The sequence below is a fragment of the Salinivibrio sp. IB574 genome (assembly GCF_001996205.1).
Taxonomy (GTDB): domain Bacteria; phylum Pseudomonadota; class Gammaproteobacteria; order Enterobacterales; family Vibrionaceae; genus Salinivibrio; species Salinivibrio proteolyticus.
Window position 1 is genome coordinate 101,993 of the sequence record NZ_MUFN01000005.1, and the last position, 14,826, is coordinate 116,818.

The 14,826-nt window shown below is 50.3% G+C and carries 15 protein-coding genes; 6 read left to right on the forward strand and 9 right to left on the reverse strand.

What is annotated here, in order from left to right; genetic code table 11:
- Positions 1-65 precede the first annotated feature (65 nt).
- The 6 genes from exbB to BZJ17_RS03930 all read left to right on the forward strand — a co-directional run bounded on the left by exbB (position 66) and on the right by BZJ17_RS03930 (position 4,409).
- Positions 66-902, forward strand: a complete 837-nt coding sequence (gene exbB, locus BZJ17_RS03910) for a tonB-system energizer ExbB (protein ID WP_077639837.1) — start codon at positions 66-68, stop codon at positions 900-902.
- A gap of 4 nt (positions 903-906) precedes the next feature.
- On the forward strand, positions 907-1,338 hold the full coding sequence (locus BZJ17_RS03915; protein ID WP_077639838.1) for a biopolymer transporter ExbD: 432 nt from the start codon (positions 907-909) through the stop codon (positions 1,336-1,338).
- Entirely contained in the window at positions 1,335-1,565 is a 231-nt protein-coding gene (locus tag BZJ17_RS17165; protein ID WP_157893155.1) for a hypothetical protein, read from the forward strand. The genes BZJ17_RS03915 and BZJ17_RS17165 overlap by 4 nt, the downstream gene beginning before the upstream one ends.
- Positions 1,566-1,594: 29 nt before the next feature.
- Positions 1,595-2,044, forward strand: coding sequence for an energy transducer TonB (locus BZJ17_RS03920; protein ID WP_157893156.1), 450 nt, complete (start codon positions 1,595-1,597; stop codon positions 2,042-2,044).
- A gap of 207 nt (positions 2,045-2,251) precedes the next feature.
- A complete protein-coding gene (locus BZJ17_RS03925) occupies positions 2,252-3,169 on the forward strand; it encodes a phytanoyl-CoA dioxygenase family protein (RefSeq protein ID WP_077639840.1) in 918 nt (305 codons plus the stop codon).
- 136 nt (positions 3,170-3,305) lie between these two features.
- Positions 3,306-4,409 carry a glycerophosphodiester phosphodiesterase gene (locus BZJ17_RS03930; RefSeq protein WP_241836753.1) on the forward strand — a complete coding sequence of 368 codons (1,104 nt, stop codon included), beginning with the start codon at positions 3,306-3,308 and terminating at the stop codon, positions 4,407-4,409.
- A 99-nt stretch (positions 4,410-4,508) separates the two neighbouring features.
- On the opposite strand, the gene BZJ17_RS03935 is transcribed toward BZJ17_RS03930, so the two are convergent.
- From BZJ17_RS03935 to BZJ17_RS03975, 9 genes are all read right to left on the reverse strand, one after another.
- Positions 4,509-5,825 (reverse strand): MATE family efflux transporter, encoded by a 1,317-nt coding sequence (locus tag BZJ17_RS03935; protein ID WP_077639842.1) that lies wholly within the window; start codon positions 5,823-5,825, stop codon positions 4,509-4,511.
- A gap of 113 nt (positions 5,826-5,938) precedes the next feature.
- The gene (locus BZJ17_RS03940) at positions 5,939-8,038 is read right to left on the reverse strand and encodes a prolyl oligopeptidase family serine peptidase (protein WP_077639843.1); all 2,100 of its coding nucleotides are present in this window, start codon (positions 8,036-8,038) and stop codon (positions 5,939-5,941) included.
- Between the two features lie 104 nt (positions 8,039-8,142).
- The gene (locus BZJ17_RS03945; RefSeq protein WP_108743771.1) at positions 8,143-9,357 is read right to left on the reverse strand and encodes a tetratricopeptide repeat protein; all 1,215 of its coding nucleotides are present in this window, start codon (positions 9,355-9,357) and stop codon (positions 8,143-8,145) included.
- Positions 9,358-9,367: 10 nt separating this feature from the next.
- Positions 9,368-9,997 carry an energy transducer TonB gene (locus tag BZJ17_RS03950; protein ID WP_077479776.1) on the reverse strand — a complete coding sequence of 210 codons (630 nt, stop codon included), beginning with the start codon at positions 9,995-9,997 and terminating at the stop codon, positions 9,368-9,370.
- 3 nt (positions 9,998-10,000) lie between these two features.
- Positions 10,001-10,408 (reverse strand): biopolymer transporter ExbD, encoded by a 408-nt coding sequence (locus tag BZJ17_RS03955; RefSeq protein WP_069588961.1) that lies wholly within the window; start codon positions 10,406-10,408, stop codon positions 10,001-10,003.
- 19 nt (positions 10,409-10,427) lie between these two features.
- Complete coding sequence (locus BZJ17_RS03960; RefSeq protein WP_069588959.1) at positions 10,428-10,958, reverse strand: MotA/TolQ/ExbB proton channel family protein; 531 nt, start codon at positions 10,956-10,958, stop codon at positions 10,428-10,430.
- A gap of 9 nt (positions 10,959-10,967) precedes the next feature.
- Positions 10,968-12,320 (reverse strand): MotA/TolQ/ExbB proton channel family protein, encoded by a 1,353-nt coding sequence (locus BZJ17_RS03965; protein WP_069589053.1) that lies wholly within the window; start codon positions 12,318-12,320, stop codon positions 10,968-10,970.
- A 2-nt stretch (positions 12,321-12,322) separates the two neighbouring features.
- The gene (locus tag BZJ17_RS03970) at positions 12,323-13,084 is read right to left on the reverse strand and encodes a DUF3450 domain-containing protein (protein ID WP_069588957.1); all 762 of its coding nucleotides are present in this window, start codon (positions 13,082-13,084) and stop codon (positions 12,323-12,325) included.
- Positions 13,085-13,143: 59 nt separating this feature from the next.
- Positions 13,144-14,823, reverse strand: a complete 1,680-nt coding sequence (locus tag BZJ17_RS03975) for a TonB-dependent receptor (RefSeq protein ID WP_241836754.1) — start codon at positions 14,821-14,823, stop codon at positions 13,144-13,146.
- Positions 14,824-14,826: the final 3 nt, after the last annotated feature.

The following is a 14,826-nucleotide window of genomic DNA, read 5'->3' on the forward strand; positions in this document are numbered from 1 at the left end:
ATTCGTTCGGTATAGCGGGTAGATAACCGATATGGCGTATTACGCATGGATAATAAGGACTCAAAATGAAGCGATATTGGATAGGACTGGGCCTGTGGCTCTTGGTCATCACGGTGCATGTGCAGGCGAGTGAATCCACGGCACCTGCGGAGAGCGGGTCAGTGGTGACCGCTTTAGGCTCGCAGGCCACCCATTTGTCCGTTGATGCACTGTCTCCGCTCGGTATGTATCAGGCTGCGGATCCTATCGTTAAAGCGGTCATGCTGATATTGCTGGCGGCTTCAGGCGTGACATGGGCTGTGCTCGTCACTAAGCAGTGGCAACTCGGTCGTGCACGTCGCCGCTTAGCGCCACTGGTGTCACTTTGCGCTCACGCTGAAAGCTTTGCGGCGGCCAAAGCGGCGGCATCATGTCATCAGGGCACTGGGCTGGCGTTTCTTAGTGCGGCGCAAACCGAGCTTGCCCTATCCGAACAAGTAGATGCTGTCAGTCAAGGCGTTAAAGAGCGGGTACAAGCACGGTTGGAGCGGGTACAGGTGGCACAGGCTAGCATGATGAATCGCGGCACAGGAGTGCTGGCATCGATCGGGTCCGTGGCTCCCTTTGTGGGGCTGTTTGGTACCGTGTGGGGGATCATGAATGCGTTTATTGGCATTGCGCATACGCAAACGACTAATTTAGCCGTGGTGGCCCCCGGGATTGCTGAAGCCCTGCTGGCAACGGCTCTTGGCCTGGTCGCGGCGATCCCAGCTGTGATTGTTTACAACTATTTTACCCGTGCATTGGCTGCGTATCGTGCTCAAATGGGGGATTTAGCGGTGGCTATTTTGGTGCTGGTGAGCCGTGATCTCGATAGTGAGCGCAATGCGCAAACTGAACTTGCGTGGCGAGAGGCAGGGTAGAGAGATGAGCTTTCAATTTTCCTCGTCAGACCATGAACTACAAGAAAACCATGAGATCAATGTGACACCATTTATCGATGTGATTTTGGTGTTATTGATCATTTTTATGGTTGCGGCCCCGCTTGCAACCGTCAGCGTGTCGGTGGATTTACCCACCTCTTCGGCGAAGCCGAATGCCTCGCCCAGTCAGCCTGTGTATTTGTCTGTAGGCTCTGGACAAATGTTGCAAGTTGATGAGCATCCTGCGTTTTCCCTTGAGGAAGCCAGTCAGAAGTTGCCTCAATGGGTGGCGAACAAACAAACCCGTTTATATTTGCGGGCCGATAAAACCTTGCCTTATCAGTCACTGTTGGAAGTGATTAATACGCTTAGTCAAGCGGGTTATCAGCAAGTCGGGCTGGTGGGTATTGCGCAGTCAGCGTCGAGTTCCTCATGACGATATTGGCTGGGTTGCCGCAAGGCTTTGAGTTAGACCGCACGCGAAAAGGCTGGTTGGTGGGGGCGGCAGTGAGCGTCAGTCTCCATTTTGGAGTGGCGATCGCGTACTTTTGGACACCAGCGCGCACGCTCGCACCGCCTCCCGCCGCGGTGCCGATTGCTATTTCTGTCATCGCACCAGACGTCTCTTCTCACGTTCTGCCAAGAAGCCGCCTAAAGCGGTAGAGACGAAAAAGACGGTTGAGACACACAAGGTGCAAACGACTGAGCCTCGCCCTAAACCAAAGGAAAGCCCCAAAACCTCACGTGCGTCGTCGGCCGCGCAAGAGGCGAGTGCGCCGAAACATGTTGACGCGCCAACACACAGTGAAAAAGTGACAGGCCCAGCGCAAGGACAGCTAACCATAAAGGGGAAAGTTGCCAAGTTGAATTGGCAGCGACGGGTTCACGCGCATTTGGCGCACTATAAGCGCTATCCTCGATTTGCTCGGCGACTTAAGCAGCAAGGCTCGCCTCGGGTAACCTTTACCGTCAATCGCCAAGGCGAGGTGCAATCGGTCAAACTCCAAACTTCGAGCCACTTTGAGAGTTTGGACGAAGAGGCTAAGGCGCTGGTACAGCGTGCGTCTCCGTTGCCGACGCCGCCAGATGCGTTGCCGGGACTGACAATAACGGTCACTGTTCCTATTCGTTTTTCACTGTAAAAATAAGGGGATACCTTTTTCGTGAACACGATGACAAAGGTTCACTCTCGCTTGCTAACCTGTTAGGCTGCTCCCGCAATTCGCTTCGGGGTTGATTTCTATCGAGTCGCCCCGATATGGAACTGTATTCCACTCAATGCCCGTTTGGGGCCCCAAAAAGAGAGAAGATATCACCAGAAAAAGAATGACATGAAGGAGGTGTCAATAATGGCAGCGATAGCCGATGTATATCCCTCACGCGTCAATGGTAAAGAAACGCTTTCCCCACGCTTAGATCCGATTGTTTACGGCCGTGTGCAACCCAAGGTACCGCATAGCTTAAGCCAGCAAGAGCTGGATACGTTTGAGCGCCAAGGCTTTTTGGTGATGAATGACTATATGCCGGAAATGGTGGCACCACTTAAACGCGAGATTACCCGCCTACGTGATGATATGGCCGGCCATGAAGAGCTATATACCGAGCCGGATAGCGACGAGCTGCGCACCATTTTTAAACCTTTTGCCTACAGTGACTTAATTGATCGCTTCTCGCGTGATCCGCGCATTCTCAATAAAGTACGACAAATTTTGGGCTCGGACGCGTATTTGATGCAATCACGCGTCAATATTAAACCAGCGTTTAAAGGTAAGTCGTTTCCTTGGCATTCTGACTTCGAGACTTGGCACGTTGAGGATGGAGTGCCACGGATGCGAGCGGTTACCGTCTGGCTGATGCTCACGGATAACACCGAGCACAATGGGCCGTTGTACGTCATCCCTGGCTCGCATCATCACTATGTGTCTTGTGAAGGCAGTACCGGCGAGAAAAACTATCAGCAGTCGCTGAAAAAACAAATGCTGGGCGTGCCTAAACCAGAGACCATGGAGACGTTGCTCGATGATAAGGGCGTTGCCTCCGTCACGGGTAAAGCTGGCACCTTGGTGTTCCATGACTGCAACTTAATGCACGGTTCACCTGATAATATCGCCAATGATCCACGCTCGATTTTAATGTTTGTCTATAACAGTGTGGAGAATAAACCGGTGACGCCATTTAGTGGTTTACCACCACGCCCGCACTATCTCTCTAACCCAGACCAACGCCCATTGCAGGCGGTTGAGTCACTTTGGTCGCTGGCCTCTTAATCGTGCTAACGCCCACCTTTTTCGGTGGGCGTTTTGAGTTTGTTTTCTCTTTAAATCAGGCTTTTGCTATGCTGTCTCGATAATTGAACAAGCGTTTAATTATCTCGCCAATTTCAACGACATTAAGGAGTACCCGTTGAATACAACATCAAAAGCGACCCTGAGCTTGACCGTTGCCGCACTGAGTGTGGCCAGTGCCTTATCTTTCTCTTCTTCAGTTCAAGCCAGTGACAGTGCGCTTAGCGAAAAGCTTGGCATTGCCGATCACGCCGTTATTGCCCACCGTGGTGATTCCTACAACGCCCCCGAGTCCACGCTGCCCGCGTATCAGCTCGCGTGTGAAGTGGGTGCCGATTACCTCGAACTTGATCTGCAGCGCACCAAAGACGGCAAATTGATTGCTGTGCATGACGATAACCTCAAGCGCAATACTAATATCGAGACGGTCTACCCTGAGCGTGCCGACGATCCGGTCAATACCTTTACATGGGCAGAGCTGGAAAAACTGGATGCGGGTAGCTGGTTTAATGAATCATACCCAGAGCGCGCGCGTGAAAGCTTCCGTGGCTTGAAGCTTGTCACCTTAGACCAAGTGCGTGAAATCGCTGAAGGCTGTGCGCATCAGCCCGGTCTGTATATCGAGACCAAGGTGCCGGAGTTCTTCCCTGGCATTGAGAAAGATTTGAAAGACGATCTGACCAAGCATGGCTGGCTAGATGACGATGCCAAGGGCAAAGTGATCCTACAAACTTTTAATAAATCGAGCCTTGAAACGCTGCAAAGCGTGATGCCAACCGTGCCAAAAATCTTGCTGCTTTGGGCGGGTGATGGCTACATTCCCACCAAGGACAGTGCGCCTAAAGCAGACGATGAGTCTTACGCCCAATACTATGCGCGCCAAGAAGTGGCTTCGAAAGAAGGCTACGCAGAATGGTTGGATTATGCCAAACAGCATGGCGCGATCGGTGTGGGTCCATCCACTATCCAAACGCAGCACGATGATGCATGGTCAAGCCAGTTTAGCTACATGGAGCTTGCAGCGCCTTGGATGGTAGAGATGAGCCATGAGAAAGACTTGCTGATGCATGTTTACACCGTGGATCAAGCGGTAGATTTTGAGCGCTATCGTGACCGTGGTGTGGATGGCTTTTTCACCAACCGTCCTAACCTTGCGGTGAAAACGCTCTCTGGCGGTGAAGGCAAAGATATTCAAGCGACACTGACCAAGCTGGGTTATTAGTCCCGTATGCGCTAAGCGCATTGTGCTTGTGAGCCCGCCCTATTGTGGCGGGCTTTTTAGTGGTATCTCGTCGATGATAGTGGTGACTGTTAAGTCAGTTTAGAGGGGCTTGCGCGTCATAAGCTTAGCCATTGCGCGTCGATACATACCATAAGCCACTGCGCCAGCGAGAATATTGCCGACTAAAGCGCCCACAAATAAGCCATATAACTCAGCCATTTGCGCGCCCAACCATAAGCATGGCAAGAAAAATGCGAACAGACGAAGGGCGGAGATGGTCAAGGCAGTGTATGAACGGCCTAATGCATTAGTAATGGAGACCATCAACATGCACACGCCCAAAGCGCCTAAGCTAAACGGTACTAGGGTCAGGTGCCAATGCAAAATGTCAGTCACTTGCTGATCGCTGGTCATGAGTTGGGCGAGTGGATCGGCGGCAAACCAGGTCACTACAGCGATCAGCAATTGAAAGCCTAAGACAAACTGACAGGCCAGTTTCACCAAATGACGGATCTCGGTGAGATCACCTTTACCCAATAAGCGACCCACCATAGGTGGCATCGACATGGTTAGTGCGAGCACAGATACAATCGCAAAAAATTCAAAGCGAGAGCCCAGCGCCCATGCCGCAACTGCCGCAGGACCAAAGCCGGCGAGTAGCTTGGTTGCCAGCATGGACGAGACGGGCGGTAGCAGCTGACTTATCATCGCTGGCCCCATAATATGGCCGATGGATTTAACGCTTTTGGCAATGTCTAAATCGTGCCATGCCATCGAGATCCAACCTTTGCGAATAACCCGTGGCGCGACAATGACCACTCCGCTACCAAAAGCGATCAGGGTTGCGACGGCAGCGCCATTTATGCCCCAATCGAGCCAGAAAATGAACACAGGATCGAGGACCAAGTTTAACAGGCTGGTGACCACCATCATGGAGCCGGGCAGCAAGGTGTTTCCGTTGGCTCGCGCAATACTGTAAAAGAAATACAGCACCGCCCCCGCCCAAGCACTGACCAGCCAAATAATCCAATAACTGTCAATCACCGGAAATACGCTCTGAGGGGCATCGAGTAGCATTAATATCGGGTGACGTAGCGCATACAAAAGCAGGGCGAAACCCGCGACACCGAGTGTGCCCATAAGGAGGATTAAGCCACCGAGCTGCTTGGCGTAATTGTACTTATCCGCGCCAAGCGCGCGTGAAATGACGGCGGTCGTGGCAATACCTAACCCGACCTGAATCCCGATAATGATCATTTGAATGGGCAAGGTAAAGCCTTGCGCAGCAAGGGGAAGCACCCCAAGTTGGCCGATAAATGCACTGTCGACTAACTGAAAACTCATCAGTGACAGCACCCCGAATAGCATGGGCAGGGTGGTAGAAAACAAGCGCTTTGCGCGAGAGACAGACTCCATCAGGCACTCTTTGGGTTAATAGGGTGAAAAAAGCCGAGCATCTACATGCTCGGCATAACCCAACCAATTGTAGAGGATTACTGAAAATTACCAACCCTCTTCCTGTAGGGGCATTAGTCGTTATCGGTGCGTAAAGCCAGCTGGCTTGCGAGATAGGTATAAGTTCTGGCATACATGGCAGCACGGGTCGCGTTGTTTGAGGCGCCCGCATGACCCCCTTCCATGTTTTCATAGTAAAGAACGTCGTGGCCCATCGCCTGCATTTTGGCCACCATTTTACGTGCGTGAGCAGGATGAACTCTGTCATCGCGAGTTGAGGTGGTGAATAGCACGCGAGGATAAGCGGTATCCTGACTGAGGTTGTGATAGGGCGAGTACGTTTTAAGGTAGGCCCAATCTGCTTCGGTATCAGGATTACCGTATTCCGCCATCCAACTGGCTCCCGCCAATAGCTTATTGAAACGTTTCATGTCCAACAATGGCACCTGGCAAACCACGGCTTGATAGAGCTCTGGACGACGTGTCACAGCAGCGCCGACCAGCAGGCCACCATTGCTGCCACCTTGAATACCAAGGTGGGCAGGTGTGGTGATTTTTTTGCTAATCACATCTTCTGCGACGGCCTCAAAATCTTGGTAGGCTTTGTGTCTTTGATGTTTGAGTGCCGCAAGGTGCCAAGCAGGGCCATACTCACCACCACCGCGAATGTTAGCGAGGACATAAACCCCACCTTTTTCTAGCCAGTTTTTACCAAGTAACGCGCTGTAGTGAGGGGTTAGACTCACTTCAAAGCCACCGTATCCGTACAACAAGGTTGGATTTTTACCATCGTGTTTTAAGGTTTTAGAGGTCACCAAAAAGTAGGGGACTTGTGTGCCATCTTTAGAGGTCGCAAAGTGTTGCTCGACGACTAAATCATTGGCGTCAAATTTAGGTGGCGTTGATTTTAGATGTCGCGTCTCATGCGACTGAGCGTCTACCCGGTAGATAGAAGGCGGCGTTAAGAAGCTTGATACGTCAACGAAAAAGTCATCATGCTCTGGCGAGGTGTTGAATACACGCATATGGGTGTTTTCTTCGAGTGCAACAGGCTTTTGTTGCCAATTCCCTTTGGCGTCTTTATGCAACACGCGAATACGTGAACTGACATCATTCAGCTCGCTGACAATGATATGGCGTGCCGTAAAATCAACGGACTCGATACTGGTTTTTGTGTCGGGAGCAAGAAATGCTTGATAGTGTGGCTGTTCTGCCGTTAGGTCAGTCAACGCAGCAGAGAGGATACTGCCCTGTTGGAAACGGGTGTCGCCTTGGTGAAAGTCTGACTTGATCTGGAAGAACAAAGCGCCTTCAAAGTAGCCGAGGATCTCACTGTCAGCGGGCAGAGTAAGGGGGCGTAGGGTGTTCTTGTCGAGCCAGAATGTTTGTTGGCGATAAAAGGTTTCGCCTTCACGGACGAGTGTCACCCTTGAGTGGGCATCTCGCAATGTGAACATACCGACGGAGACGGAGCGAGGGCTCCCTTCATAAACCACAGGTGCGTCTTTGAGTGAGGTACCGCGTTGCCATTTTTTGACGAGGCGTGGATAGCCTGAATCTGTCAATGTTCCTTCACCAAAATCCGTTGCCACGAGTAAGTGATCATTATCCAACCAGGTAATGTCGCTTTTGGCCTCGCTGAGTGAAAAGCCATCGGCAATAAATTGTTTGGTCGTGAGGTCGAATTCGCGTTTAACTGTGGCGTCGGCGCCACCGCGCGAGAGCGCTACCATGCAGCGTTGGTAGGCAGGTGCATAGCAATCGACGCCCTTTAGTACCCAGTCTTCACCTTCTGCTTTAGCGAGTGCATCGACATCAATGACGGTTTCCCATTCAGGCTTTTCTTTCGCATAACTATCGGGCGTGGTACGTCGATAGAGACCTTTGACATGGGTATCATCCTGCCAAAAGTTGTAATAGTAGTTGCCACGACGAGACGGATAGGCGAGACGGTCAGTGGCATTTAATACATCAAGGCTATCTTGGTAGAAGGTCGAGTAACTTGGGTGGTGGGTAAGCATGTCGTTTGTCGAGGCATTCTGTTTTTTTACCCAAGTAAGGGCTTGCTCGCTCTCAACCTCTTCCAGCCATAAAAAGGGATCGGCGTGATCAGCGCCGTGTGCTGTGCCGAGGGTCATGGCCAACGCTGCGGCACTGAGTGTGGGAGTTTTCATTGTCGTTTTCCTTTTCAATGGGAGTTTTGCTCAGTCCATGAGGGTAAAAAAAGCCGAGCAAAAAAGGAGCTCGGCATAAAAGAAAAGCAGTGGTGTTGCCATGGTTAGCTATTCGTCAAGAACGCAATCCAAGGGGAAGCCATGGGCTTAAGTTCGTTCGACTTCGCCGCTTGTTGCATGGCTTTGAGTGCAGCTGCGTTGTTCTCCAACTCGAAGTAGGCCATCCCTTTTAAGTACTCCAGCTCAGCAGCAACATCGAAGGGAACACCCTGTTTATCCGACGCAAAGTCAATAATGTTCTTGTACTGTTGGTCTTGGATCATTAAGCGAGCGATCTTGAGTTTGGTTTTCGGATCGGCGTCCAACGCATAGGCTGCACGATAACTGGTAATCGCTTTAGTGAGTTCTTTCGCTTGGTGCCAATACTGGCCAAGCTTGTCTAAGTGCTCACTGGTTTTTTCTACCGTGCCCTTTTCTATCTCCTTGGCCAGTGTCGTAGCGGCACGAAAAGGAATAGATTGATAGGCTAAAAAGTCAGTGAGCCTGAGGATTTCTTTTTCCTCATCGAGCAAGCCGAGCTTATAAGCGGACTCAAGCGCTGCAAGTGCTTTACCATCCTTACCGCGCTCCATTTCTATTCCCGACAGTTGCTTCCAATACTGTTTTTTCTCTGGGAATAGCTCGGTCAACGTGGTCAGGACGTTGGCAGTGTTTGCCAAATCATTGGTTTGATAATAGGCAGACATGAGCATCATATACCAAGACTCACTCGGCTTATCGCTGAGGGCGATAGCCTGCTTTATCTCGGGGATCGCTTGCTTAAACTGCTCTTGTTGGACATAGGCACTCGCCAATGTCATGTAGCTCATGGCATCTGGCTTTTCCTCTCCTTCAGTCAGTTGAATTTGAAACCACTGCTTCATCAGCGCAATCGTGTTAGCAAATTTCTCCTGTACCATATAGAGCTGAGCCAGGCTGTATCTGACTTGCTGTGCGACAGCTACAGGCAAAGCATCAATCTTTAGCGCTTGTGCAAAGTATTCGGTCGCTTTCGGGTAGTTATCTTCAATTGAGTAAATATAACCAAGCTGCTGAAGTAGCACGGCTTGGTCATATTTCTTATTACCACTGCGATCAAGTGCGCTCTCAAGCTCTGCCTTTGCATCTTGATAGGCCTCGTTAGCGATGTACTTTTGCACTTTATTGACGGTGCGATACGTCCGGTCCGATAGCTCCGGGTTATTGGCACCATAGGACACGCTTGAAAGGCTCAAAGCAAACAGCGCTAAAGCCAACATCCGTGTTAATGTGTTTTTCATGATGGCCGTCCTAGTTAATCGAAAACTCTATTTCTTGAGAAAGCCGAGCCTTGACGGGTTTGCCGTCTACAACCTTGGGCTTAAACCGCCATTGTTGCACCGTTTTTTGAGCGGCTCGTCGGAGTCCCATACGGCGCGGGTCTTCTTCAAGGACTTGAACGTCTTCCACGCCCCCTTGCTCATTGACGGTAAACTCAAGTAACACAATCCCTTTTTCTAACCCTGCTCGTGCCGCTTTGCGAGGCATTTGCGGTAAGAAGGTCGCTAAAGGGGTTGGCCCCTGATTACCGGCCATCCCGCCACCGCCTTGGCTGTAGTGACCCAGTACCGAACCGCCCGAAATGTTCACCGGCAAGTCCAAGTTAGGCATATCAAGCTTCACTTGATCCATCTGTGGCTTCACCGTAGATGTCACCTTCATTTCCGGTGGTGGTGGCGGCTTTTTCGGTGGCTTAGGCTTTGGAAGCTCACGCTTTCTTTCTTTGATCTTTTCATCAGGTTTGATGCGCACAAACTCGATAATTCGCTGAGTCTCGTCGCCAGTTAACTCATGGCGCTCTTTGTTGACGATTTTATCCATGCCCCAAAACAAACCCAGCGAGACGAATAATGCGAGCACAATCGACGCCAAATAACGCATACGCTAGTCCTTGCTTTTCGCTGCAATCGAGATGCTATCCACACCGGCCATTTTGATTTGGTCCATGACGTCAACAACAACACCCGCACTTGCTTCTTGATCTGCTTGGATGACGACCGCGCCTTCTGGGCTTTCTGCACGTAAGCGCTCAATATTGGCGCGTACCGCACCGACTTCAACACGGCGTTTATCAACCCAGACATCACCCGCAGGACCGACGGCGACCATGATGTTGCCTTTACTGACGGTCTGCGCGGTATTCGCACTGGGTCGATTGACGTCAATACCCGCTTCTTTGACGAACGAAGTGGTGACGATAAAAAAGATCAACATAATGAAGACGATATCCAACATGGGTGTCATGTCGATCGCCGCTTCATCATTCCCTTCATTGCTATAACGTCGTTTCATGTCGCTACCTTAAATCCTTTTACGAGGTGACATGCTTAAGCTTGTCTTCAAGCTTACGCGTTGATGTTTTGGCAAGATGATCCAGGCGTGTGCTGAAAAACAGACCGGACAAGGAGGCGACCATTCCCGCTAACGTCGGGATAGTGGCTTTAGAAATCCCTGAAGCCATCGCCCGAGGACTCCCCGTGCCTACTACCGCTAATGTATCGAACACATGGATCATACCCACAACGGTCCCTAACAAGCCCAATAAAGGGCACATCGCGATCAACACTTTGACAATGGGTAATCCGCGTTTATTTTCTATGTCGCGGATTGAAACCAGTTCTTGCCGTATCATTCGCGCAGCCCAACTGCGATGCTCTGGACGCTGTTGCCATTGGCTGACTACCGATTTTGCCGCACGAGGTGCTACAAAAATGAAGTAAAACCAACGCTCTAACAGCGCACACCACAGAAAGACGCTGAGCACAAAGATGGCGACCAGTACATCGCCACCCATGCCGAGAAAGTGTCGAATCGACGCTAACTCAGAGAGTATCCATTGCATGACATCTCCTTAGCTTTCCGCTGTATGAAGCTTTTCCTGATATCGTGCAATAAAGCCAGCGCTTTGTTCCTCAAGGGTTTGTACCAATCGACGCCCTTTACTGTGTACGAAGGTGTAGAGGAACAGCAACGGAATCGCGACGACGAGGCCAAGCATGGTAGTGACCAAGGCTTCTGAAATGCCGCCAGCCATTAGCTTAGGATCACCGGTACCAAACAAAGTAATAGCCTGGAAGGTTCCAATCATCCCCATGACCGTACCGAGTAGGCCGAGTAGCGGTGCCACCGATGCGAATAACTTGATTGAGCCAATAAAGCGTTCAATCTTAGGCGCATTGCGCATGATGATTTCATCCAGTTTCGCTTCCAAGTCTTCTAAGCTGGAGCCTTGGTGTTCTTTGTAGGCTTGGATGACTTCACCCAGTGGGTTGTCTTTCAAGACTGCGTCACTCTTCTTCTGTTTACGCATCTTGCTGCCAATTACAGATAGGCGCAGGTAGCACAATAGCGCGATGAGGACACCAACCGCACCCATGACAAGAATGATGTAACCTACCAATCCACCTTGGTCGATACGCTCTTGTACGTTAGGGCTTTGCACCAGTAGGGAAAGGATCACACCACGTGATGGATCAAGATAAAGTGGCGCGTAGGCACTGGATGCTGACTCAAATGCAGACACGTTCGACAAAATATTGCTAGCTGGCTGGCGGGCGAGTTCTTCAAATTTGCCCGTCTCAGGGACGTAAGTCAGGTATTTACCGTTTGCAATGGCGTTAAATTCACCAATGAGTGTGACTTCATCGCTCGCTTCGCTGCCCTCGCCATACACCACAGTTGCAGGAACCGTCGAGGTATCGCCCGATACGATCATCTGCTCCATCACCGTTTGCCAGAATTGCTCGAGCTCATTGATAGAGGGCAACTCTTTGCTCTCGGCAAGCTTGGTCAGCAGCGCATCTCGGTTCGGGAATTGCACAGCGTTTTGCGAGGCATGGAAGATACCTTTAAATTCACCAGAGAATTGACGAACCACGCCAAACATTTCACCCAGTGAGCCAGAACGCTGACGTAAGGTATCTGCCAATTCCGCCAGTTTCTGATCGTTCGCATCGAATGTGGCTTTAAGTTGTTCGCCGCGTTGGGTCTCGAAAGCCAATTGCTGCTTGGCTTCAGCGAGGAGTGCCGCTTGGTTTTCTTTATCCGCCAAAAACGCCGCTTCACGCTCTCGGTTTTGCTGTGACTCGGTCACACGGTCGTTCTTCACTTGGTTGAGAAGCTCATCCAAAGTGTTGGCATGTACACTGCTTAACGATAAAGATAGGGCAGTGATACCGGTTAGAAGATACTTGATTCCCTTCATCATTACTTCTCCCCTGTAAAGACAGGTAGCTCAATCAGTGCAGGTGGTGCTTGCTTCTTCGCGATACGCAGACCTTGCTCAACCGCGTCACGATAGCCTTCAGGAAGTGATTCCCATTGGTTAGTTTGCTTGTTCCACATCCCGGTTTCTGCGCCATCAGGTGACTGGTAGAACAGCGCTGTCCGCCCTACACGAAGAAAGTCATAGGTTTTGACATCGCCGTCACGTTCCATGCTGGCTTTGTAGGCTTCAATGTTACGAGAAAAGCCTTCTTCGATTTGGTAAGCCTCAAGCACGCGACGGAACTTCTCGGATGTTGTGACATCGGCGCGATCCATCATTTCGCGAAGGCTGGCAATGCGTTTTTCGCGTTCGTTGAGCTGAAACGGTAAATCGAGTTGCACGAATTGATCGAGCGAGTCAATCATTTTGAGTGTCAGTGGAACAATTTCCATCGCGGTCTGATCAATCTGGTTAATTTGCTTTTCCAGTGACGCCACTTCGCTGTTTTGCGAACTCACCATACGATCAAGCTGGTTGTTATAAATACGCATACTATCAAGCTGACGTAAAACCGCTTTATATTCCGCGAGCATGCCATCGGTTTGTTCGCTGTATTGATCAATTTTTTGTTGCGATGCTTGTCCTGCGTTATTTTTACTTTCTACCGCCGACACAACGTCATTAGTAGAAGTAGCCATCGCAAACGAGCTGGTCAGCAACAGAGAACTGAGAATGGCGTTACTTAATCCCTTACGTACCATATCTGTTACCTGTTAAATTGCAGAGAAATAAGGCGCGGCGAAACCGCGCCAGGTTTGAGTTAGAAGTTATATTCGGCTTCAACGTAGAGCTGACGTCCCAGAGGGCTGTCATAGTCATCGGCATAGAATGGTGATGTATCACTCAGCGGGTCTGCAGGTGGTTGTTTATCAAACATATTGATAGCACCCAAAGTGACTTTACCTTGCTCATTGAAGGCGTAAGTTGCCGTCAAGTTCCAAGTTGTCATGCTCGATACTTTGGTTTGCTGTCCTGCATCTTTAGCGTCTTGGCAGGTATCGAAATAGTATCGATTGGCATAACCCGTACACATACTGTCGCGATATTTACCAAAGACATTGACGCTGTAATCGCCCATGACCCAGCCGAGGTTCAATGTGGCTGTATACTCAGGTAAGAAGTCGGTTTCATCGATGAGTGGTTCACCATCGTTCTCGCGGTATTCAGCGTCAATGATTTTAGTCACTGACAGTTTAGGGCTGAAGGTACCGTAATTTTGAGTATCGTAAGAATAAGAGACTGATAGGTCGATACCTGAGCGCAGCTCGGACGCTTGGTTGACCGGACCATAAATCACATTATCGATCTCGCCATCGCTGTTGCGCTTCACTTCCGCACCGGCATATTTACTTGGCTCATTGATTACATCTTGATAGCTTGGTGCTGTGACTACGTTTTCCATCTTGATGCGATACCAGTCTAGTGTCAGACCGAGATCTTCAACAGGTTCCCACACCAGACCCAAGTTAATATTGGTGCTTTCTTCTTCTTCAAGCTCTTTGTTTGGCCCAGAAGTGACATCGAAGTTTTGGGTATCACACTCAGGGATTGAGTCGCTATCCTGTGGGCCATTGCCCCCTGCATTTTTACACAATACAGGGTCAAAGCCGCTACCAAATGCCTTGGTCTCATCGCCGAACAGGCGTTTCAGATCGGGAGCTCGGAATCCAAGACCGTAACTACCACGCAATAGCAAGGTATCGGTAGGACGATAAGCCAGAGAGACTTTTGGCGTAAAGGCCCCACCGGTTGACGAATCGTCAAAATAGTGGTCATAGCGACCCGCGAGTGTCATTTCAAGGTTTTCAATGATAGGAACTAAGGCTTCAACGCCCAAGCCGATCTGATCGCGGTCGCCACCACCTGATGAACCGCCTAAACCTTCAAAACGGCCGTTTTTGGTATTTTCATCGATGGTTTCGAGATAATCAGTTCGGTTCCACTCGCCGTATACCGAGAAGCTCGACATGCCCGCGGGAAGTTCAATTAAATCGCCACCCAATGAGGAGTTCACTGAATAAAGCTTAGTACGAGCGTTTTTGGTCGACTTTCCCTTGTATTTTTCTACGGTCTCAGGAGAAAGACGAGCAAGGAGATCGATTTCGTCGTTTTTCACCGCATCGCCGATACTGGCAAAAATGGCTGGATTATCCGTTTCAACTTTCTGCTCTGAGTAGCTTGCATAAGCATCCCAGCTATAGTCGCTCACATAGCCATCGAGCCCGACGGTGACACCATAAGAGCGTGACTCTGTGTTGCTCTCTCGATTGCCAAACTCAACCATGCGTCGAGTATAGGTACCTTCTCCTCGACTGTGAGTCGCATCGGTTTCGACTTTTAATGCGCCAGGCTCAAACGTAGAGTTGGTTTCTTTGTGGTTAAACCGTGCTTCTGCCGTGGCCATCAAGTCAGGTGTAATATCGAATTCACCACGAAGCATTAG